Raw genomic sequence first — 22,039 nt, forward strand, 5'->3', positions numbered from 1 at the left:
ATAAGAATTATTTCAGGGGGGATTCCGGTTCTTTTTTGAAGGGATTATAGACTAAACCATCTGTAATCCCAGGCCGCACAGCCAGCTTACCCTGGCCTGTTAGCACTAAAATACGTTCCCGTTTAACAATGGTTTTCAATATTTCCTGTGTTATAGTTTTCGTCCGGCAGTGTTTTTTCTGCTCGCTGAGAGCTGTATTGCGCATACTGGATGTAGTGAAACCCGGACATACACATATTACGTTAATGCCTGTATGTAAATTCTCAATCAGCAATGTTCCTGGGAAACCCTGGAGGCAGAATAACATCACAAAAATGGGAGGGGGATACAAGTATTTATAAAGTTGTTTGAAAAAAAGTTTCTAAAAACTTGGAGTAAATAAAATAATTACTATTTTTGCACCCGCTTTGATAGAGAAGCGAATGATTCCGTAGCTCAGTTGGTAGAGCAATACACTTTTAATGTATGGGTCCTGGGTCCGAGTCCCAGCGGGATCACACCAAACAAAAAAGTCGCGATTACTCGCGGCTTTTTTTCATTTATGTGTAGTTGTGTATGTTTGATCCCATAATTGCGATATCCAAATCATTTAATTTGTGAACGCTTTCGTATTTTCCTTACAATATTCCCAAACGGCTTTTTCATTTTTTTCAGAATAGTACTTCTCTGCTATGCTTGCCTGCTTTCTGTTCACAAAATACTTTCCGCTGCAATTGCTTACTTCGCTCGATGTGGCTAAATAAACAATTGTGTCCGCGCCTTGCTCCGGCGTTTTGAATAATGGCCTTGTCAGTTTTACAATAAAATTGAGCACAGCACCAAGATTACTTTCAACACCAAAGTTTGTTGCCACTGCTCCGGGATGAAGAGTGTTTACAGTTATGTTTTTGATCCCTTGCTGATTTAATACTTGGCTGAGGTGTTGGGTAATCCATATCAAAAACAGTTTGGAATTTCCGTAAGCCCTTAATGGGTTATATCCTTTTTTCAATGATAAGTCGTCAAAGTCTGGTTTTGCATTCAACTTGTGCGAATTGGATGAAACATTGATGATGCGGCCATCAGAACTGTTCTTCAGTATGTCCAATAACAGCTCTGTCAAAAGAAAGGGTGCCAATAGATTTATTGCTATTGTCTTTTCAACTCCATCCGTCGTTATTTCCCTATCTTTTCCCATAATTCCTCCGGCGTTGTTAATAAGAACATCCAGGCGTTTATACTTTTGTTTAAAGGTATTGGCCATGCTCCGCACGTCTTTTAATGAAAACAGATTGGCCACAATCATGTCTATTTTGTTATTACCCGTTGCGGCTTTTATTTCCTCGCAAACCTGCTCTGTTTTTTGCCGGTTGCGTCCGTGTATCACCACTGTAAACCCCCATTTTGCCAATGCAATGGCCGCCGCCTTGCCAATTCCACCTGTTGCTCCTGTAATTAATACAATTTTATCGTTCATATGTCATCCAATTTTCTACAAAGTTATTTGTTAATTGATGATACATTTGATACCAGTAACCTATAGGATACCAATATGAAGGATAAAGAACTGACAATTGACCAGAAAATAAAATACGTTCAGGATACGCTGTTTGTCATTAGCGGTAAGTGGAAATTGCCGATATTGATCGCGATGAACCAGGGTTGTTACCGCTTCCGGGACATACAGCGTAGCGTGCCACCTATCACCACCCGTGTATTGTCGAGGGAGTTAAAAGATCTGGAGCAAAACAAACTGGTGATAAGGACGATTTATGAAGCATCGCCGAAAACAGTGGAATACACAGTGTCTCCTTACTGTAAAAGCCTAAAGCCCCTGGTTGATGAAATGATCAAATGGGGCCAAAATCACCGTCGGAAAATTTCGGAAAAATAATACTCGTTCATTCCTATCCGGTAGTATAAATGCAGTGGCGAAAACAATGTATTCCCGGCTGCCGCTATTTCTTTTGTGGTTAATCCTGCGTGAAAAAAACGATACGTATACCAAACCTGTTAGTTTTCCGGCATATTATTTTTTTCTTTCAAATTCATAGGTAAGCAAGGATTTACCATTTGGTAGTATGTTTTCTTCCGAACCAATCAATTCAAACCCAAACTTTGATGCGTTGGTTTGTAAATTATCTTTGTCCACAATTTTAAAAATCTCCTTCACATATTTAATTGATTCAACTTCTGTTCGACTTACAGATTGGTTTCCATTGTTAGATTGTATTGTTATTATCAACTTAGAAGATTCACCAATGTTATTAGCAATGAATTCAAAACCTTTTTGAATGTCAATATACTCGAAAATCAAAGCAGCCCAAACAAAATCCGCTTTTAGGAAAGATTCTTTTGAAGTTGAAATATCTGCATTTACAAGCACCAACTGTTTGATTTTTTCTCCAAACCTTTTTTGGGCTTCTTCGAGATAGGATTTGTTTACGTCTATACCGTAAACTATTTTCGTCTTGTTTATATCAATATGCTCCAATCCATTCCCGCCACTTACACCTAAAAACAAAGGACTTTCAGGATTATGTTTTTGTAGGTATTTATTGGTCAGATGATTCAACAACTGTGCTTGAGCCACACCCTCATGTTGCATATGTCGCTCATAATCTTCTAATGGAATTCTGTTCCAGGCATTTGTTTTATCCATAATCATGAAGTGTTTTAACTGCTCAATGCTAATTTTATCTGGATATTGCAACGTGCATAAAACCAATTACATTACCAGTTATACAAAGGTAGTTATTGTATTTTAAAATGTAAACTGTATTTATAACAAAAAGACCTTGGTTAACTACCAGGGTCTTTTTGTTATAAAGCTTACAAACGGATCTGTCTAATTGTGCAATCTGAACTCATTGGGCGTATAACCAACACGCTTTTTAAACAGGCGGGTAAAATGCTGAGGATACTTGAACCCCAACTCATAGGCAATTTCATTCACTGTTTTATCGCTGCCAAAAATCTTATTTTTTGCAACGTCAATGATCTTGTTCTGAATGTATTCCTGAGCAGATTTCCCTGTTTCTTTCTTGATCAGATCACCAAAATATTTTGCTGAAAAATGTAGTTCCTCGGCACAATAAGCCACACTTGGCAGTCCAATAGAATATGGCTTCTCGGAAGTAAAGTAACCATTTAATAATTCTTCGAATTTCTCCAATACACCTTTATTTACTGTGTCTCTGGTAATGAATTGACGGTCGTAAAAGCGATCGCAGTAGTTCAAGAGTAACTCGATGCTGGATGCAATCACCTTCTTACTGTGCTTATCAACGGATTGTTGCAATTCCGTTTCAATCTTTTCGAAAAGATCAAGCACGAGTTGACGCTCTTTGCCAGAGAGGTGCAAGGCTTCATTTGTATGGTAGCTGAAAAAATTGTGTTCTGCTATACTCTTTGCGAGTGAAGTTCCCAGGAGCATATCGGGATGAAATACCAGACCATGTCCTAAGGGTTGGTAGTAGTCCACCTTATTTTCTACGTCAATTACCTGTCCGGGTGAAATAAAAACCAGTGTGCCTTCCTGGTAGTCATAATACTGACGGCCATATTTTAAATCGCCACACTTTACATCTTTTAAAAAAATACAGTAAAGCTCAAAGTTCATTTTAGCCCCTGTTCTTTCCTTTGCCTTCGAAAAATCGATCACGCTTACCAGGGGATGCATGGTCTCATGGTTATTGAATGCATTGTATTCATTAATAGACTTAAAGTTATATACCTTATCCATAACAATCGCGTTTGCTCATTCAAATTTAAGCATAATAGTAGCGCTTAGGTTAACTCGCCGATCATTCGGTAATAGTGGTAGTAAAAGCAGGAATCTGTCTACCAATGCGCTCATTTGCAGTTCTACTTTTGTGAAAATAACTCAAACATCGTTATTGGCCAACGGCAGACTCGGCTCTGGCATGAGAAAGGGAGAGATAAACCAGTTTGCTGGATAGCTGAAAGTACAAGGATTTTTAAAACGTTAAGAGAGATATGCAAACAGTTAAATTAAACAACGGAGTTGAAATGCCCATTTTGGGATTTGGTGTGTTCCAGGTAACTGATCTGGCAGATTGTGAAAGAAGTGTATTGGATGCAATTGGAACGGGCTATCGTTTGATAGACACTGCTGCCTCTTACATGAATGAGGAAGCGGTGGGTAAAGCGATTAAACGCAGTGGCATTGCAAGAGAAGAATTGTTTATTACCACTAAGCTCTGGATACAGTCAAATGGTTATGAAGGTACCAAAGCGGCTTTTGAAGCATCATTGAAAAAACTACAATTGAATTATCTTGATTTATACCTCATACATCAGCCCTTTGGTGACGTGTATGGTGAATGGCGGGCAATGGAAGATCTATATAGGGAAGGGAAAGTAAGGGCAATTGGAGTAAGCAATTTCCAGCCCGATAGGCTGATTGACCTGATCATTCACAATGATATTGTTCCGGCTGTAAACCAGATTGAGACACATCCCTTCCATCAGCAATTGGAGGCACAGCAGTTCTTGTCAGAGAATAAGGTGCAGATTGAATCATGGGGGCCATTTGCTGAAGGGAAGAACGACATTTTTTTAAACAAGATACTGCTCGCTATTGGCAGCAAATACAAAAAATCTATTGCCCAGGTGATCCTTCGCTGGCTTACGCAACGTGGTGTGGTGGCTATCCCCAAATCGGTACGCATGGAACGCATGGAAGAGAACTTTAACATTTTTGATTTTGAGCTGACCACTGAAGATATGGAAGCAATTAAAACGCTTGATACAAAAACGAGCAGTTTCTTTGATCACCGCGACCCGGCAATGGTGAAATGGCTGGGTGAAAGAAAGCTTGGGAATTAATCCTGTAAATAAGAACAATTAAGATCAGCAAATGAATTCAAAATGCTAAAAACCTAAAATACAATTATGAGAGTACCTATTATCGGACTGTTTTTATTGATCATGAGTGTTCAGCTGTTGAGCGCACAAACAAAGAAATCCGCTGTTGCCAGTCAGCATTCGGAACAAGAGATCATTGACCTGTCTAAAACAAAGTGGCAATGGATGGCTGACCGGCAAACAGATTCTCTTGATGCACTTTTTAATGAAAAGGCTGTCTTTGTTCATATGGGCGGGACCATGAATAAAGAACAGGAAATGGGTACCATCAAAAGTGGGGGCATCCAATACAAGCATGCGGAAATTCTGGAAACTTCAGTGCGGTTCATTGAGAATACGGCTATCCTGCTGAACAGAATTCGTTTAACAGCAATTGTTGGTGGTAATGAGGTAATCAACCCTTTCCAGGTTACGGAGGTGTATGTGTGGCAAGGTGACAAATGGTCCTTAGGATCGCTTTCTTTCACCCGGTTACTCAGTCAATAGCCTTGTTACCGGAAGGAATACTCTAAAACGCCAGATATGTATAGAACAGAGAAAACCAACCTAAGGATGAACATTCTCGGGCTGCTGATTGCTGCCTCGGGAATCATTAGCGGCTGTGCTACACAGAAGCAGATTGCAGGAGGGGGGGCGCTGATGATTCAGCAGCAAGGCAGCTTTGCGGCGGGAGGAACAGTGATCACCAAACCGGGTACTTTTGATCCGGTTAAACATGGCGCTTACCAACCGGTTAATCCACCTACAGAGGGACAGACTTTACATGGAGATCACGCCTATGTATTTTATCAGGTTCCAGTGAACCCGAGAAAACTGCCGCTGGTATTCTGGCATGGTCACGGACAGTTTACCAGGACCTGGGAAACGACGCCTGACGGACGGGAAGGATTCCAGACGATATTCCTGCGGCGCAGGTTTCCGGTTTACCTGATCGACCAGCCCCGGCGCGGGCATGGTGGCCGGAGTACAGAGCCTGTAAATCTGGTGCCTGCACCGGATGATCAGTTGTGGTTTGGCATCTTCCGGTTTGGGGTATGGCCCGACTTTTATCCCGGTGTGCAATTCTCTAAAGACCCGGAGGCCTTAAATCAGTTTTTCCGCCAGGGCGCGCCTAACACCGGGCCATACAATGTTGATGTGAATACAAATGCGGTATCGGCGCTGTTCGATAAGATCGGGCCTGGCATTTTGGTTACCCACTCCCAAAGCGGAGGTTTAGGCTGGCGTACCGCGTTAAAGAATGCTAACATTAAAGCCATAGTATCTTATGAGCCGGGGGGTGATTTTGTTTTCCCTGAAGGGGAAACACCAGATTCTATTGTGCTGGGAGGGCGTACCATTAAACCGCCAACTATTCCAATGTCAGAGTTTCAAAAACTCACAAAGATACCTATAGCGATATATTATGGTGACAATATACCCAGCAGCCCAAGTACCAATCCTGGTCAGGAGCAATGGCGTGCATTTCTGGAAGTGGCCAGGAAATGGAGGGATGTAGTGAACAGGCATGGTGGTGATGTTATCCTCGTTCATCTTCCGGAAATAGGCATACACGGCAACACTCATTTTCCATTTTCTGATTTGAATAATGTTCAAATCGCAGATCTGCTGTCGAAGTTTTTAAAAGATAAGGGGCTTGACTAAGTACTTGTTAAACTACGGCAAGCTATTGGTGATAATGGGAGATTGAACTGTTGAAGTAGAAACTGAAGTGATAAAATCGTTGAGAACTAAAATGATTTGTAGATGAAATTATTCAATAGAAAATTGATTACGATGTTACTGATTGCTACTGGTAATATTTGTGCTATGGCGTATGGGCAACAACAAGACAGCAGCGGCAAAGCGTTTACTGCAAAACAGGAGAGCATTGTATCCATTGCGGCATTTACTGCTAATGGCGAGCAGGCATATTTAAAAACGGCGTTAATTAGTGGACTGGATGCGGGATTGAGCGTCAATGAGATTAAAGAGGTACTGATTCAGTTATATGCCTATGCCGGATTTCCACGTAGCCTGAATGCTATCAACACGCTGGAAGGAGTTGTTAAAGAGCGTAAAGAGAAAGGTATAAATGATGCTGATGGAAAAGAATCATCGCCCGCTAGTTTTAAACCTTCAAAGTTTGAGTATGGTAAAGCTGTGCAGACTAAATTAACAGGCTCAACGGCAACGGGTTCAGCACAAAAATTCGTTCCGGTCATTGATACTTTTTTGAAGGAACATCTTTTTGCTGATGTGTTTAGCAGGGATATTCTGGATTATGAAAACCGTGAGATTGCGACCATTTCCGCGCTGGCAAGTATTAGTGGTGTTGAAGGCCAATTGAGATCACACCTGAACGTGGGCAGAAACGTCGGACTTAGCGAGCTACAGTTACGGGCTATTGCTTTTATTATCGCAACAAAAGTTGGCTGGCAACAGGGTAATATGGTATCGGGATATTTGGACGATATGTTTAAATCGCAAGATAATCGGGCGATAGCAACAGCAAATGGTGTTACTGTCAGGAAGGTTACTTTTCCGAATCGTAATATAGCTGTTGTGGGGAACTTGTTTTTTCCCGGGGATTTTGAGAAAGGCAAGAAATATCCTGCTATTCTGATCGGCCACCCTGCAGGTGGTGTAAAAGAACAGACGGCTGGTATATATGCGCAGAAACTTGCCGAACAGGGATTTATTACTTTGGCGTTTGATGCTTCCTACCAGGGGGAAAGTGGTGGTGAGCCGAGGTTCCTGGAAGATCCGGCGGTACGTGTGGAAGACTTTCGCGCAGCAACTGACTATTTGAGTACACACCCGTCAGTCGATGAGAATAGTATTGGTGTCCTGGGAATTTGTGCAGGCGGTGGGTTTGCTATCAAAGCGGCAGAGACAGAACATCGATTAAAAGCGGTGGCAACTATAAGTATGGTCGATCTGGGACAACTTCGCCGGGAAGGTCTTGCAGGTGTTTTAAAGTCGCAAATTCAACAGCGTTTGGATGAGGTGGGAAAACAGCGTACGAAAGAAGCCAATGGAGAACCGGTTAAGTACACTAATTATGTTTTCAATTCGCCCGGGGAAATTCCAGCGGGTGCAACAGGTATGTATAAGGAGGGTTATGAATACTACAGGACTCCGCGGGGACAGCACCCTAATTCTCAGAATAAATATGTGTTTACCAGCCTCGACAAGCTCATGAATTTCTCAGCTATTGATCACGTTGAATTAATTTCTCCACGTCCCTTGTTGCTGATCGTTGGTAAAGAAGCTGATTCACGCTATTTCAGTGATGATGCTTTTGCAAGAGCCGCTGAGCCTAAACAGCTGTTTGAGGTCGTTGGAGCTTCCCACATTGATATGTACGACAAACCTGGATACGTATCTCAAGCGGTTAACAAAATGACTGAGTTCTTTAGACAATATCTTAAATAGAAGTAATCATGAACCGGCTTATTGGAGCAATATTCTTACTGATGACCACTGCTCTCTATTCTTGCAATAATTTAGAAGGTGAACGTGGTGAGAATTCTAAGGTCATATTTCCGAAAGGAGATAGGCTTATTAGTAAATATTTCACCGGCACGGCCTATTTACAAATGCTGGTGGAGTCTGATACCATCTATGATACTCAGATTGGAAATGTCACCTTTCAGCCCGGGGCAAGAAGTAATTGGCATTCGCATCCAGGGGGACAAATATTACTGATAACAAGCGGTAAAGGCTATTATCAGGAAAAAGACAAGCCAAAGCGCATAATTCGCAAAGGTGATGTTATAACATGTTCGCCTAATACAGTTCACTGGCATGGCGCAAGTTCAGATAGTGGTGTTAGTCATATCGCTATTGGCCCAAACACAGAAAAGGGCTCAGTGGTATGGTTAGTACCTGTCACAGATGCCGAATATAATAATGGACCCCATTAAAACTGCCGGAATACTGACCTTTATCATGGCAATGGGTGATAATAGATTCCCTTTTTATCATTCGTTGCTGGAGATTGAATTTGTAAGGATTTAATGGTTTGGCTCTGGATCTAGTCTCCTGATTTTGTCAGAATCACAGATTTTTAGTAATTTAAGATTACTCAAAATATAGTATCATGGCCAGACAGGAAAGCCTGCTCAAATTCACCGGTAAATTGGGAAATGTGATCGGTTACCGGAATAAAAAAGAATATTTATTGCGCAGCGCTCCCGCTATCGTGAGGCAAACGTCTGCTACCAAAAGAGCTGCAAGGGATTTTGGAACCGCCAGTAAAGCCGGTAAGCTTATTCGCCATGCACTGAGTGAATACCTGCTGCATTGTTACGATAGTTCATTGACTAACCGCCTGAATAAAACATTAGGTGAGGTAGTTCGTGCCGATGACAGTCACAAAGCCGGTCTGCGTGTGCCGGTAGCCGCTAATATGCAATCTTTACGTGGGTTTCGGTTTAACAGTCATACCGGTATTGAGCACCTTTTAGCAGGCAACCCTATTATTAATAATAATAATGGAGATATCGGCATTTCATTCCCGGAAACCGTCATCAGCAATAACAAAGCAACCCATATCATAATAAAAGCGATAGCACTGTCAGTCAATTTCGCACAGCAAACAAGCCGTCAGCTGGCAAGCGAAACGGTAGTGATCAGATGCGGGGAAAAACAGATCCTACCTACGCTTACATTAAATCCCGATAGAAAAGATCTTACCCTCATTATGCTGGAAATACATTCTTGTTATGAGGTGAATGGTCAGCTGCATCTATGCCGGAACAGAAAAGGATCTGCACTGGATATTATTGCTGTACTACCACCAGTGGAACTGCGTACAGCAATAAAATACCGTAACAAAGCTCCCAAACTCAAGATCATTCCATCATACATCCAACCTGCCAGGTGTTCCGGTATTATGCTGCCTGTTGCCTTCAGCTCGCTGCCGGAAGGATAGCATAAGATAGATTTACCACAATAAAAAATAAGACACTTACACCGTGGAACCTGCCTTCCGCTGGCATTGCTATGTCTCATAACAACATTTGTCCGTATTTTAATCCGGGTTGCTGCCTGTAATCAGTATCTCCCCCCTCGAAAAAGTGACTTTAGGAAGCTTTTTATTATAAATAACACTTTCCCAACCCCAATCTGCTAAAAGTCCACCTTATCTCCACCCTTACAAGTACTATCATAGTACTCCGACTGATAAATCATTAAGATACAACCCTCATCTATGACTCCCGGATTAAAACTCAATGTATCTCCTCCGTTAATTTAAAATGAAAAGCCAATCGCAATCATTAATTAGGAAAACTGTAAAATTATAATATCTTTGTTGCTAAGATATTTATTAAATAAGATATTTGGTATATGACTAAAGCCGTAAACAGTCAGCAGCTTCAGAATTTCAGAACTACGAGCAAACAGTATTCTGATAGTTCAATACTGATGCATGAAGCAATTGCAAGAAAAGCCGGACTTTCAGGTACTGATCACAAGTATTTAGGCTTACTTATTGAGAAAGGAGAAATCACAGCCGGAGAATTATCTCAATTGACAGGGTTAACTACAGGAGCTGTCACCGGCCTGGTCGACAGACTTGAAAAGAAAAAATTAGTTAAAAGACAGTTTGACAAAGATGACAGACGAAAAGTAATCATTGTTCCAAATATTCAAAATACAATGAAACTTTTAGAACCCATTTTTGCAGAATTACAAGAAAAGACAACAAACCTTATTTCGTCATTTTCTGAAAAGGAAATTCAAATAATTGAAAAATATTTCTCTTCAGCAACTGAAATAATGAATGACGTAACCGATAAATTAAACAAAAAATAAACCCTGCCGAAATGGAAAACTTTGCTAACGAATATTTGTCAAGGGGTACAACCTGGCTTTTTATCACTACACTTTTATATTTCTTAATGAATGGTGCCCAGATTTTTGAAACAGCCATTATAGTACCAAAATGGACGGCATCCCCGCCAGAATCGTTCCATATGTTCCAGGGCAAATACAAACTTGACTTTAAAGTATTTTGGATAGTATTACATTCTATTCATGAAATAACATTCATACTTGCAATCATTTTTTGTTGGAAATTAGACCCCATCAGAAATTGGCTTTTAATATTGTTTGCCATACATTTTGCTGTTAGAGTTTGGACCCTTGCTTACTTTGCACCAAACATTATTGAGTTTCAAAATATTGCGAATACAACAAATAGTGGAACGGATTTGCTAAATAGGGTAACACTCTGGCGAACATTGAACTATATAAGAGTTGGGATTTTCATTGCAGTTTCCATTGGGCTAATTCCCTTATGCTTAAAGATTATAAACTTGAAATTTAAGTAGATGCCGAACCGAAATAAAATGTATCCTGCTATAACAAGATAATATTTGCGCAGGATATATTGGAGCAGCCCTGGGCTAATCGTTTGAGAAGGAAGATGCTGAATACAAGCGATGCACACGGTTTATATCGTCAATTTCAGTTTAAGGATCTTACTAACCCTTCCAATGTCCTGGAAATACATAATCCCAATATTCATTTACAGTATAAAGAAGAATCTTTTCAGGATTCAGAAACAGCTTAAAAGTGATATTCAACTAGAGGTCATGGAGGGCGTCAAAAGTAATTGACGTCCTCTTTTTTAATTAAAATCCTTTACTTATAAATTGACCGACCGTGCTGATCTGGATTTAGTTTGACCAAATGTAAAGTGAAGTCAAGAAAAGTGAAGTTGAAACAAAATTGGTTAACAAAAATGTGTTTGTATGGAAAAGGGGTATCAAAGTTTTATGATTTCAGGTTAGCATCACAGTTATTGCACAGTTCTAAGAAACAGATATTAGCCAATAAATAGTTCTCATAATTTTCTCCAACACCTATACTTTTATCTCTTTTTGAGGAATGGGCACCAAACACTGCAGCATAAATTTGCAACCGGAGAATGTATTCCTGGTATCCTTCAAATTATGGCAATTTCAAACATTATGTTATATACTTGCCACAATCACCATTTATTAATTCTATTTATGTTACCTTACATTTAGTTTAAACAGGTTTTTTCAGTATTCAGTCCTTCCCCAATTCCATGACTCAATGGTGAATTCCATGAAAGGGAATTTACCCAATTAGTAGGATGTTTTTCCCAGAATAGAACAGATTTTTTCGAAAGCGGTCAAGATGATTGGCTAAAATATTCCCCATAAGGTGCTTTAACCAAATTCCTCCTCCAAAATGAAAACAAAACTATTTGACAAAAGGATTGCGAGTACACCTGATGATGCTCTTGATTTCATAGGCAATATGCTTGAGTCCTCTACCGAATATTCTATTATTGCCAAGAGTCTTGACGGAACAATACTTTTGTGGAACGAAGGAGCCCGGTTGATTTATGGCTATGAACCAGAAGAAGTTGTAGGAATAATGAATTCCTCGGTTCTTCATACTCCCGAAGATGTAAATACAAAACTTCCCGAGCAAATACTTAGCCTGGCGATAGAAACTGGTAAATGGGAGGGTAATTTAAACCGGATACGAAAAGACGGAACAAGGTTTATCGCACGGGTGGTAATTACACCAAGGAAAGATTCATCAGGTAAAGAAATCGGGTATCTTCTCATCTCAAAAGATATTTCTCACGAAATTCGCTTAACGGAAGAGTTAAAAGCCACGCAACTCTATACCCGTTCACTCATTGAATCAAATATTGACGCGCTGATGACAACGGATCCGCTTGGAATTATCAGTGATGTGAACAAACAAATGGAAGTCCTTACTAATTATACCAGGGAAGAATTAATTGGAAAGCCTTTTAAAAATTACTTCACCGAACCCAAACGTGCGGAAGAGGGTATTAAATTGGTGCTTAAAGAAGGGAAAGTTACGAACTATGAACTTGCCGTTATAAGCAAAGACAACAAGATTACTTTAGTTTCCTATAATGCCTCCACTTTTCATGATTCACAGGGAAAGCTCCATGGAGTGTTTGCTGCTGCAAGAGATATTACAGAGCAAAAAAAACTGGAACAACAGTTACGCGAATCTCAGGCTTATAATCGTGGGCTAATAGAGTCATCTATAGATGCGCTTATAACGGTAGACATGAAAGGACTGATTAATGATGTAAATGCCCGTATGTGCCAAATGTCTGGATACACTAGGGAAGACCTTATAGGCACACCTTTCAACGATTATTTTGTTGATTCTGATAAAGCACAGGAGGGAGTAAGGCAGACCCTTGAAAAGAGCGAAGTGACTGACTATGTATTAACACTTCAAACAAAAAAGAATGAAAAAATCCGTGTATCATTCAATGCTACAGTGTTCCGCGACAATTTCGGAGAGGTGCGCGGCATATTTGCATCGGCACGGGATATAACCCATCAGGAAAAATTACAATCACAGTTAGCTGAAGAACGTACTTACAATCGCGGCCTTATTGAGGCGTCATTGGATGGATTGATAACAGTTGACCCAATGTTGAATATAACTGACGTGAATGAAACAATGTGCAAAATGGCCGGATTTACCCGTGCCCAACTGATAGGCACGCCATTTCCAAAATATTTTACCGACTCAAAGCGAGCCGGGGTAGGTGTCAGGCTAACATTCGACAAGGGAGCTGTCACCAACTACGAATTAACACTGAGAAGTAAAGACGGAGTTGAAAAACTGGTATCGTTTAACGCAGCAATATTTAGTGATGAATTTGGAACAGTAAAGGGCATTTTTGCATCTGCCCGTGATATTACAGAGCAGGCCAAACTTCAAATACAGCTAAATGATGAACGTACTTACAATCGGGGTCTTATAGAAGCATCAGTAGACGGTCTGGTAACAGTGGCTGAAAATATGCTGATCACCGATGTAAACGATACAATGTGCAGGATGGCGGGGAGAAATCGAAATCAGCTTATCGGTTCATTCTTTCCAACATATTTTAAAGAACAGGAACAGGCGGAAGAAGGCGTAAATCTTACATTTAAAGAAGGTGCAGTAACTAATTATGTGTTGACCCTGATTTCCGGAGAAGGAAAACAGATTCCTGTATCCTTTAATGCTGCCGTATTTCGCAACAATAACGGAATAGTGCGGGGTATATTTGCTTCAGCACGGGACATCACTTCGCAAAAGCAATTGGAAGAAAAACTTCAGGCTTCACAGTTTTACACCCGCTCTCTTATCGAATCAAATAAAGATGCATTGATGACTACCGATTCTCTCGGCATCATCACTGATGTCAATAATCAAATGGAAGCGCTGACAGGATTCTCCAGAGAAGAACTCATCGGGAGCCCTTTCAAAGGATACTTCACAGACCCGCAACTTGCTGAAGAAGGCGTTAAACAAGTTTTACGGGATGGAGCTGTTGCCAACTATGAATTAACTTCAAAAGATAGAAATGGAAAAGATACAGTGGTATCCTACAATGCTGTAACATTTAACGATCGCGACGGAAAATTACAAGGTGTATTTGCTGCTGCAAGGGATATAACAGAGCAAAAGAAATTGGAACAGCAACTACGGGAATCCCAGGACTACAACCGGGGCTTGATTGAAGCATCGGTAGATGGATTGATCACGGTTGATTCTATGGGAGTCATATCTGATATGAACGACAAAATGTGCCAAATGACGGGGTATACCCGTGCAGAATTAATGGGAACTCCTTTCGCCGACTATTTTACAGAAACGGAACGTGCAAAAGAAGGTGTTAAGGAAACTTTTGATAAAGGGGTGGTAACAGAATATGCGCTTACCCTGATATCGCGTACACGACGACTCTTGCAGGTATCTTTCAATGCATCCATATTCCTCGATTCTTCCTCTAAGGTCCAGGGGATATTTGCTTCTGCACGTGATATTACAGATCGGGTACGCCTCGAAGAACAATTGCGTGAATCGCAATCTTACAACAGGGGTTTAATTGAAGCTTCCGTTGACGGGCTGATTACAGTAGATCCCGAAGGATTCATTTCAGATGTTAACGAACAGATGTGCCGGATAACTGCATATAAACGTGAAGAACTAATCGGTTCGCAGTTTAAACAATATTTTACACAACAGGAACTGGCCGACATCGGTGTAAAGAAAACTTTTGCAGAAGGATTTGTAACCAACTATGAACTGGTACTCAAAACAAAATCAGGACATAAAACCACAGTATCTTTTAATGCTTCCGTATTTAGAAATTCAGAAGGAATCATACAAGGCATATTTGCTTCCGCACGCGATATATCTGAACAATCAAAGCTTCAGATACAACTAGCCGAGCAGCAGGCCTATAATCGTTCGCTTATTGAGGCTTCTGCAGACGCATTGTTTGCAATCGCTTCCGACGGAATAATTACGGATGTGAATGAAGAAGCAATACGGTTGACAGGCTATTCAAAAAAACAACTCCTGAATTCAATGTTCTCAGACTATTTCACAGAACCGTTAACCGCCAAAATAGGTGTTAAGAAGACTCTGGAAGATATGCGGGTAATAGGTTATGAACTTATTCTAATTACCAGGCTGGGGAGAAGGATTTTCGTGAGTTTCAACGCAGGCGTGTTCAATGATGCGCAGGATCACCCCCTCGGGATCCTTGCTGCGGCACGGGATAGTACAGAACAAAAGAAACTCGAATTACAGCTACGGGAACAACAATTCTACACCCGCTCCCTTATTGAATCTAATATTGATGCTCTCATGACCACAGACTCGCTTGGAATCCTGAGTGACGTAAATGAACAAATGGAACAACTGACAGGATGTAACCGGGATGAATTGATAGGCACCCCATTCAAATCGTACTTCACAGATCCAGTACGTGCCGAGAATGGTATCCGGCTCGTCCTGAAAGAAAGTAAGGTTACCGACTATGAACTTACAGCCCGGAATAAAGGTGGTATGGAAACGGTGGTATCATACAATGCAACAACATTTTATGATCGTGACGGCAAACTGCAGGGTGTATTTGCTGCAGCAAGGGATGTTACAGAACGAAAACGCTTTGAGCAGACTTTACAGGAAGCCAATCGGCTAAAGAGCGAATTTCTGGCAAACATGTCACACGAACTTCGGTCACCCCTTAACGGAGTGATTGGCTTTTCCGAATTTCTGATTGATAAAAAAGTGGGCCCCCTTAATGAAAAGCAGGAAGAATATCTGCATGATATTCTCAATAGTGGTATGCATTTGCTACGCCTCATCAATGATGTCCTTGACCTGGCGAAAGTAGAAGCTGGCAAGATGGAACTGATGACCGAAACATTTGAGGTAAGGGGCGCCATCGAAGAAGTTTGTTCAGTAGTAAACAGCGTTGCTACTAAAAAAGGTATAAAAATTACAAATGATATAGCAAAAGATGTAAAGGAAATAAGCATTGATAAACATAAGTTCAAACAGATACTCTATAATTTGCTATCAAATGCCGTCAAGTTTACAAATGAAGATGGGGAAGTTAATATCCTTACCAAATCCAAAGATAAAAATTATCTATCCATACAGGTGAAGGACAATGGTGTAGGCATAAGTGAGGAAGGATTGAAAAGACTTTTCATCCCTTTTGTACAACTCGATTCGAGCATCTCAAAACAGCATGAAGGAACAGGGCTTGGACTTGCATTAACAAAAAAAATTGTTGAACTGCACAACGGCCATATTACTGCTGAAAGCGAGTTAAACTGCGGAAGCACATTCACCGTTACACTACCGAAAAATGTCTATACAAATTAATTTATCCTTATCCGAAACAACTCTTTATTAGAAAAAATGGAAGGCGTTTTTAGCTAAATCTCATGAATTAAATTTCTTTTATGTTGAGTTTGCGTGTTTTTCCTGTGATCAAAAATACGGGTTATTTTTTTTAACAAAGAAAACAAATATTCAAAACACCTCGAAGAAAATGAATCAGCTGATTTTAATAGTGGACGATAATCCTACCAATCTTAAACTCGCGGGAGACCTGCTGGAAATAGAGGGGTTGAATGTTCAACGCGTGGAAGATGCAGAAAAGGCTCTTTATCTGGTGTACAAGTTTCACCCTGATTTAATCCTTATGGATGTGGCACTTCCTGGAATGGACGGACTTACATTAACCAGAATACTCAAAGCTGATCCAGCCACGATGAATATAATTATTGTAGCACTTACGGCTTTTGCCATGAACGGAGACAAAGAAAAAGCTACATCCGCAGGTTGTGATGGCTATATAACAAAACCAATTAACAGTAGAAAATTTTCAGGAGAAGTAATAGAGTTTTTAAAAAATACAATAAGAAATGAAAACTTTGATTGTTGAAGATAATGTAGTATCCAGCAAGCTTTTAAGGGCTGTTCTTGATGCGGAAGGCTATGAAACAATCATAGCAATGGATGGTTATGAGGCATTGAAGATATTGAAAGAAAATACAGTGGACTGTATCGTCTCTGATATAAAAATGCCGAATATAGATGGCTTTTGTTTTTTGTATAAATTGAAAACAGATCCCATCCATCGGGAGATTCCTTTTATTATATATACTGCATCAAGTGCCTCCCCAGAAGATAAAAAACTCGCTATTGGCCTCGGAGCAGATAGATATATTTATAAGCCTGGTGGCATAAAAGAAATTATATTGGCTGTAAATGAATTTTCCGGTAACAGATCGATCACCAGTAAAACTTTAACAGATAAAGAGTTTGCCTGGGTAATGAATAAATATAGTCAGCATCTGACTGAAAAATTCGAGATGAAAATAGAGAGATTTATACAAGCAAAAAAAGAGTTACAAACAGTCGAAAAACTATTAAAAGAAGGACAAAGTATTGCGCATTTTGGCAATTGGGATATCGATTTAATTACCGGAAAAGACGTATGGTCTGAGGAAATTTACCGGATACTGGGGTTGGAATCAAACGAAGAGAAACCTTCCAGAGAATTATTCTTTCTTTTTGTTCATGAAGAGGATTTGAAACAGGTTCAGGATAAGGTGAAATATAGTGAGGCAAATAATAGTGATAAAGGTTTGTTTTTTCGCATTGTGCTTAGAAGCGGAGAGGTAAGACATGTATATTTAGAAGGTAATTTTGAATTGAATGAAAACCGCAACGCTATTGTTTTTAATGGCGTATTACAGGATGTTACAGAACTAAAATTATTGAAACAGAAATTAAGGGATCAAATTAAAGTACTTACTGAAATTTCTTTTCTACAATCGCATGAGGTTAGAGCACCTTTTAGCGCAATACTCGGCTTGGCAAACTTGTTCAACTTTTGCAATCTGGACGATCCGGTGAACAGTTTGGTAATAAAAAGCATACAAAAGTCCGCAGGTGCCTTTGATAATATCATTAAAAAAATAGTAGAAAAGACGAATGAGATTGAGCAACTAGTTTGAGAAGTAAATTGAACCATGTCCGAATAAATTCAACATTTAATCGCAACTATGTGAAAAGTAAAATTAAGTAAAATGAAAATTTTAGTAGCAGAAGATAATCCAACACTCCTTAAGTTAATTTCCATAAAATTAACTGACGAAGGACATGATGTATTAAGTTGTGCTAATGGCAAAGAAGCTCTGGAAAAGATGCTATCCTGGCTGCCGGAATTGATTATTACAGATTTAATGCTCCCTTACAACTCGGGCATGGAGATAATACATTTTGCAAAATCTAATCTTAAAGGCATTTTTATAATGGTTCTTTCCGGCATAGGCCAGGAAAAAACTATTGAGGAAGCGTTTAAATTAGGGGCAGATGATTATATGCGAAAACCCTTTAATCTCTCTGAACTTTCTATAAGGGCAAAAAAAATTAGTAATACGCAAATATGAAAGTATTATTAAAGCTAGTCAATGTAGCAGAACTCCGGTTGCCCTCACTGCAACCGGGTGGGAAAAGCGTTTGATGTGTAGTAATTATATGGCCTAACCGTTCAACTAACGAATATGGTCATACACGTAAGGAAACTTTCCAATAAAAAAACATGTATTTACCTGACCTTCTTTATGACTTTACTTTTCTCCTGGGCCTCATTATTCTTTTGGTGGTGGCAATGACATATGTACACCTTTTCTCTCAAGAAAAAAGATTTCGTATTAGCCAGCATATACAAAACTATGCGGATTTATGGCTAAGCCAGGCATTGGCGGATAACATATCAGCTATTCCCGTCCTTAAATTACCTCCGGAACTATCTCGATATATGAAAAAAAAGATCAACCGGCAGATTGTAATTGACCAGCTAGTGACCGCCAAAAAAAACCTGATGGGCGATGCCGCAAAAAATATCATCAGTTTATATAAGCAGCTCCACCTGGTGAATGATTCCTTCAGTAAACTGAATAGTCGAAAATGGTATAAAATAGCGCTTGGTATTCAGGAACTGTATATAATGGAGCAGCGGGAAGCATTACAGCTGATAGAAAAATATGCCGGTCACAAAAATGAGTTGGTGAGAACCGAAGTGCAAATAGCACTGGTGAACCTCCTGGGATTCAATGGCCTGCATTTCCTCGACGGACTTTCAAGTCCGATCAGTAGCTGGCAGCAAGCCAGGCTATTAGAAGAGTTGCGTCCTATGGACATGTGTGATATGCCACGGTTAAACTTATGGTTACATTCCCACAATAAAGATGTAATAATGTTCGCTTTAAAGTTAGTAGAAGTGTACTATGAGGCAGAAGCATATGAGGCAGTATTAACATGCCTGCGGCATCCTGATGAAGGAGTAAGAAGACAGGCGGTAAACTCGATAGCCAGAATGGCGAAAGTATCAATAATTGCTGTTTTAATCGCCCAATACAAATGTGAATCCCCACGTAATAAGAAGAATATACTTTTTCACCTGGAGGGTATAGCCACTGATAGCGAACTTACCTTCCTGTTAACGGAACTAAAAGAAGAAAAGAATACTGCAAGGCTCGATGTGGCCAGGGTTATTGCAATGGCATACCCTAATGGACTGCAATTGCTTGCGGAAAAAGCAAACGAAACGCCGTTACTATACGGGAATATCTACCTTCATATAAAAAGAGAACTAACACTATGAACTGGATAATGATAATGTTGTATATTTTCAATTCAGGTATTTTTCTGTATTCTGTGATACTGGTATTCCTCTATGTATTTATTGCCCTATATGCCAGAGGTAGCACCAGGAACTATACGCGTAATAATAGTTTTACTGATTACCGCCTGTTGGCCATTTCCCAGTATGCGCCCAGCATCAGTATATTGGCTCCAGCCTATAATGAAGATGCTTCAATTGTTGAAAATGTACGCTCTCTCCTTTCACTCTACTATAATAATCTGGAAGTGATCGTCATTAACGATGGCAGCAGAGACGAGAGTCTGCAAAAGCTGATTACTTCGTATGAGTTGATAAAAACAGACTATTTCATATATAATAAGCTACCTAGCAAAACAGTAAAAGGGGTGTATAGAAGCCTTAACAGCGCCTATCGCAAACTAATTGTTGTGGATAAGTTCAATGGAGGGAAAGCTGATGCACTTAATTGCGGCATCAATATTTCTAAGAACGATTATATTATCTGTATAGATGTGGACTGCATTATGGAGGAGGATGCTGTTTTAAAAATGGTCAAACCTTTCATGGAAGACACTGGCCCAAGAGTAATCGCCTCCGGTGGTGTGATACGGTTGGCTAACTCCTGCACAATTAGAGATGGCAGATTGGAAAAAGTATATTTACCGAAAAACTATTGGGCCCGGATGCAGGCATTGGAATATATACGTGCCTTTTTACTGGGGCGTATGGCCTGGACCAGATTAAACGGCTTACTGATTATATCCGGTGCTTTTGGCGCTTTTGATAAAGAGATAGTAATAAAATCCGGAGGCTATTATTGTAACACTGTGGGAGAAGATATGGAACTGGTTGTGCGGATGCGCCGATACATGCAGGAATCCGGCATCCCCTATGTGGTACAATATATACCAGATCCGCTTTGCTGGACCGAAGCACCGGCCTCCGCCAAAGTATTAAAACGGCAAAGAAACCGGTGGACACGTGGTACAATTGAAACACTTATCAGGCATAGAAAAATGTTCTTTAACCCCCACTATCGTTTGCTGGGGATGGTCAGCTATCCCTATTGGTTTTTCTTTGAAATGTTGGCCCCCCTCGTGGAAACAATGGGCTTTACAGTCTTCCTCATAATGACTGTAACAGGTGTGATCAACTGGCACCTGTTTTTAGGGTTGCTGCTTTTTATTATCACTTTCGGCTACATGAACTCTGCATTTGCGATTTATATGGAAGTTACCAGCTACAACCAGTATAATCGACCTAAAGATATAACAAAGCTTCTGTTCACAGCGCTTACAGAACCATTTGTTTTTCATCCGTTCATCATTTGGTCAGCCTTGCTTGGATATATAGACATTATTAGAAGAAAGAAAACATGGGGAGAGATGCTCCATAAAGGATTTTAAAATCAACAGATTTCCACCCTAACACTGTTTTATATCATATCTTTTTTTGTTTAAAGCCCTTTACTTCAGCGGATTTCTTCTTCCAACCAGGGTAAACCAATTGAAAGCCTCATACAGTTTTCAAATTGATTTTGTTTCCTGGTAGAACAGGCATTAACGAGTATTGTCATCAAACTTCGTCTAGAATACGAAAACAATACCTGCTATTCACAATTACCCAGGTTACTTCATACTTTTTGTACTCCGTCCCTCCGAGCATATAAATATAAAGCCGCCGTTTGTCTTTCGAATAGAATGCTTTGAAATATGGGGAAAAGATTAGCTCTCGCTTACCTCTACTTGTAAAGTTGCAGGAATTGGACTGTGATAATCCATCGAATGCATCTTTAGGGAATCTGACCCAAAAGTGAGAATGTGTAACAAGAAAAATAGAGTCTAATGTCTTATCAGGAATTGCACCTTTAAAGTATAAATGAATATACGTACTCCAGATGCTTAAATGGACCATATCATCCTTACAAATACTAACAGGTACTTCAGTTAATTGTGCCTTATATTGCGGGGCTGTCTGGCTTAAGGAGTTGCCTTTCATAGTGAAGGAGGCGACTTCATACTTTATTAAGCTATCGGACAGTTCTGCCAAACGCTGAGTGCCGCCTTTTGCATTGGGTAAAACCTCCTGTCCCAGGCAAATTTGGCCAATTAGAAGTATTGTCAGTATATGTCCTAATCGTTTCATGCTTATGGTTCTTCTTTAAATATAATAATTATG

Annotated in this window: 19 protein-coding genes and 1 tRNA gene; 16 read left to right on the forward strand and 4 right to left on the reverse strand. The window is 40.0% G+C overall.

Annotated elements, in window-relative coordinates; genetic code table 11:
* Positions 1-7 precede the first annotated feature (7 nt).
* On the reverse strand, positions 8-205 hold the full coding sequence (locus tag BM176_RS14140; RefSeq protein WP_143097802.1) for a hypothetical protein: 198 nt from the start codon (positions 203-205) through the stop codon (positions 8-10).
* Positions 206-424: 219 nt separating this feature from the next.
* Here BM176_RS14140 and BM176_RS14145 point away from each other — a divergent pair.
* Positions 425-497: transfer RNA gene (locus tag BM176_RS14145), tRNA-Lys, on the forward strand.
* 92 nt (positions 498-589) lie between these two features.
* On the opposite strand, the gene BM176_RS14150 is transcribed toward BM176_RS14145, so the two are convergent.
* A complete protein-coding gene (locus BM176_RS14150) occupies positions 590-1,456 on the reverse strand; it encodes an SDR family NAD(P)-dependent oxidoreductase (protein WP_090104043.1) in 867 nt (288 codons plus the stop codon).
* 75 nt (positions 1,457-1,531) lie between these two features.
* On the opposite strand from BM176_RS14150, the gene BM176_RS14155 reads away from it, so the two are divergent.
* The gene (locus tag BM176_RS14155; protein WP_090104044.1) at positions 1,532-1,873 is read left to right on the forward strand and encodes a winged helix-turn-helix transcriptional regulator; all 342 of its coding nucleotides are present in this window, start codon (positions 1,532-1,534) and stop codon (positions 1,871-1,873) included.
* 135 nt (positions 1,874-2,008) lie between these two features.
* Here BM176_RS14155 and BM176_RS14160 read toward each other — a convergent pair whose 3' ends face one another.
* Entirely contained in the window at positions 2,009-2,641 is a 633-nt protein-coding gene (locus tag BM176_RS14160) for a class I SAM-dependent methyltransferase (protein WP_143097803.1), read from the reverse strand.
* Between the two features lie 186 nt (positions 2,642-2,827).
* A complete protein-coding gene (locus BM176_RS14165; protein WP_090104048.1) occupies positions 2,828-3,724 on the reverse strand; it encodes a helix-turn-helix domain-containing protein in 897 nt (298 codons plus the stop codon).
* A gap of 254 nt (positions 3,725-3,978) precedes the next feature.
* On the opposite strand from BM176_RS14165, the gene BM176_RS14170 reads away from it, so the two are divergent.
* The 14 genes from BM176_RS14170 to BM176_RS14265 all read left to right on the forward strand — a co-directional run bounded on the left by BM176_RS14170 (position 3,979) and on the right by BM176_RS14265 (position 21,267).
* On the forward strand, positions 3,979-4,830 hold the full coding sequence (locus BM176_RS14170) for an aldo/keto reductase (protein WP_090104051.1): 852 nt from the start codon (positions 3,979-3,981) through the stop codon (positions 4,828-4,830).
* A 66-nt stretch (positions 4,831-4,896) separates the two neighbouring features.
* Positions 4,897-5,355: a nuclear transport factor 2 family protein gene (locus tag BM176_RS14175; protein WP_090104053.1), complete on the forward strand. Its 459-nt coding sequence runs from the start codon at positions 4,897-4,899 to the stop codon at positions 5,353-5,355.
* A gap of 36 nt (positions 5,356-5,391) precedes the next feature.
* Positions 5,392-6,513, forward strand: coding sequence for an alpha/beta hydrolase (locus BM176_RS14180; protein WP_218162207.1), 1,122 nt, complete (start codon positions 5,392-5,394; stop codon positions 6,511-6,513).
* 102 nt (positions 6,514-6,615) lie between these two features.
* Positions 6,616-8,286 (forward strand): carboxymuconolactone decarboxylase family protein, encoded by a 1,671-nt coding sequence (locus BM176_RS14185; protein WP_090104057.1) that lies wholly within the window; start codon positions 6,616-6,618, stop codon positions 8,284-8,286.
* A gap of 8 nt (positions 8,287-8,294) precedes the next feature.
* On the forward strand, positions 8,295-8,777 hold the full coding sequence (locus BM176_RS14190; protein WP_218162208.1) for a cupin domain-containing protein: 483 nt from the start codon (positions 8,295-8,297) through the stop codon (positions 8,775-8,777).
* Positions 8,778-8,953: 176 nt separating this feature from the next.
* Positions 8,954-9,787 (forward strand): hypothetical protein, encoded by an 834-nt coding sequence (locus tag BM176_RS14195; protein ID WP_090104059.1) that lies wholly within the window; start codon positions 8,954-8,956, stop codon positions 9,785-9,787.
* Positions 9,788-10,203: 416 nt separating this feature from the next.
* Positions 10,204-10,671: a MarR family winged helix-turn-helix transcriptional regulator gene (locus tag BM176_RS14200; protein WP_090104060.1), complete on the forward strand. Its 468-nt coding sequence runs from the start codon at positions 10,204-10,206 to the stop codon at positions 10,669-10,671.
* An 11-nt stretch (positions 10,672-10,682) separates the two neighbouring features.
* On the forward strand, positions 10,683-11,189 hold the full coding sequence (locus tag BM176_RS14205; protein ID WP_090104062.1) for a transposase: 507 nt from the start codon (positions 10,683-10,685) through the stop codon (positions 11,187-11,189).
* Positions 11,190-12,078: 889 nt separating this feature from the next.
* Complete coding sequence (locus BM176_RS32170; protein WP_143097804.1) at positions 12,079-16,566, forward strand: PAS domain-containing protein; 4,488 nt, start codon at positions 12,079-12,081, stop codon at positions 16,564-16,566.
* Between the two features lie 169 nt (positions 16,567-16,735).
* Positions 16,736-17,131, forward strand: coding sequence for a response regulator (locus BM176_RS14245; protein WP_090104064.1), 396 nt, complete (start codon positions 16,736-16,738; stop codon positions 17,129-17,131).
* On the forward strand, positions 17,112-18,209 hold the full coding sequence (locus BM176_RS14250) for a response regulator (protein WP_090104066.1): 1,098 nt from the start codon (positions 17,112-17,114) through the stop codon (positions 18,207-18,209). The genes BM176_RS14245 and BM176_RS14250 overlap by 20 nt, the downstream gene beginning before the upstream one ends.
* A 72-nt stretch (positions 18,210-18,281) precedes the next feature.
* Entirely contained in the window at positions 18,282-18,644 is a 363-nt protein-coding gene (locus BM176_RS14255) for a response regulator transcription factor (protein ID WP_090104068.1), read from the forward strand.
* Positions 18,645-19,015: 371 nt separating this feature from the next.
* On the forward strand, positions 19,016-19,861 hold the full coding sequence (locus BM176_RS14260; RefSeq protein WP_143097805.1) for a HEAT repeat domain-containing protein: 846 nt from the start codon (positions 19,016-19,018) through the stop codon (positions 19,859-19,861).
* Positions 19,858-21,267 carry a glycosyltransferase family 2 protein gene (locus tag BM176_RS14265; RefSeq protein ID WP_090104072.1) on the forward strand — a complete coding sequence of 470 codons (1,410 nt, stop codon included), beginning with the start codon at positions 19,858-19,860 and terminating at the stop codon, positions 21,265-21,267. Before BM176_RS14260 ends, BM176_RS14265 begins: the two co-directional genes overlap by 4 nt.
* Positions 21,268-22,039: the final 772 nt, after the last annotated feature.

Source organism: Chitinophaga sp. CF118 (genome assembly GCF_900112615.1).
Taxonomy (GTDB): domain Bacteria; phylum Bacteroidota; class Bacteroidia; order Chitinophagales; family Chitinophagaceae; genus Chitinophaga.

Bases quoted from the DNA above. Each gene is read 5' to 3' on its own strand.
- BM176_RS14140 (WP_143097802.1), bottom strand. From the start codon at position 205: ATGCGCAATACAGCTCTCAGCGAGCAGAAAAAACACTGCCGGACGAAA.
- BM176_RS14150 (WP_090104043.1), bottom strand. From the start codon at position 1,456: ATGAACGATAAAATTGTATTAATTACAGGAGCAACAGGTGGAATTGGC.
- BM176_RS14155 (WP_090104044.1), top strand. From the start codon at position 1,532: ATGAAGGATAAAGAACTGACAATTGACCAGAAAATAAAATACGTTCAG.
- BM176_RS14160 (WP_143097803.1), bottom strand. From the start codon at position 2,641: ATGGATAAAACAAATGCCTGGAACAGAATTCCATTAGAAGATTATGAG.
- BM176_RS14165 (WP_090104048.1), bottom strand. From the start codon at position 3,724: ATGGATAAGGTATATAACTTTAAGTCTATTAATGAATACAATGCATTC.
- BM176_RS14170 (WP_090104051.1), top strand. From the start codon at position 3,979: ATGCAAACAGTTAAATTAAACAACGGAGTTGAAATGCCCATTTTGGGA.
- BM176_RS14175 (WP_090104053.1), top strand. From the start codon at position 4,897: ATGAGAGTACCTATTATCGGACTGTTTTTATTGATCATGAGTGTTCAG.
- BM176_RS14180 (WP_218162207.1), top strand. From the start codon at position 5,392: ATGTATAGAACAGAGAAAACCAACCTAAGGATGAACATTCTCGGGCTG.
- BM176_RS14185 (WP_090104057.1), top strand. From the start codon at position 6,616: ATGAAATTATTCAATAGAAAATTGATTACGATGTTACTGATTGCTACT.
- BM176_RS14190 (WP_218162208.1), top strand. From the start codon at position 8,295: ATGAACCGGCTTATTGGAGCAATATTCTTACTGATGACCACTGCTCTC.
- BM176_RS14195 (WP_090104059.1), top strand. From the start codon at position 8,954: ATGGCCAGACAGGAAAGCCTGCTCAAATTCACCGGTAAATTGGGAAAT.
- BM176_RS14200 (WP_090104060.1), top strand. From the start codon at position 10,204: ATGACTAAAGCCGTAAACAGTCAGCAGCTTCAGAATTTCAGAACTACG.
- BM176_RS14205 (WP_090104062.1), top strand. From the start codon at position 10,683: ATGGAAAACTTTGCTAACGAATATTTGTCAAGGGGTACAACCTGGCTT.
- BM176_RS32170 (WP_143097804.1), top strand. From the start codon at position 12,079: ATGAAAACAAAACTATTTGACAAAAGGATTGCGAGTACACCTGATGAT.
- BM176_RS14245 (WP_090104064.1), top strand. From the start codon at position 16,736: ATGAATCAGCTGATTTTAATAGTGGACGATAATCCTACCAATCTTAAA.
- BM176_RS14250 (WP_090104066.1), top strand. From the start codon at position 17,112: ATGAAAACTTTGATTGTTGAAGATAATGTAGTATCCAGCAAGCTTTTA.
- BM176_RS14255 (WP_090104068.1), top strand. From the start codon at position 18,282: ATGAAAATTTTAGTAGCAGAAGATAATCCAACACTCCTTAAGTTAATT.
- BM176_RS14260 (WP_143097805.1), top strand. From the start codon at position 19,016: ATGAAAAAAAAGATCAACCGGCAGATTGTAATTGACCAGCTAGTGACC.
- BM176_RS14265 (WP_090104072.1), top strand. From the start codon at position 19,858: ATGAACTGGATAATGATAATGTTGTATATTTTCAATTCAGGTATTTTT.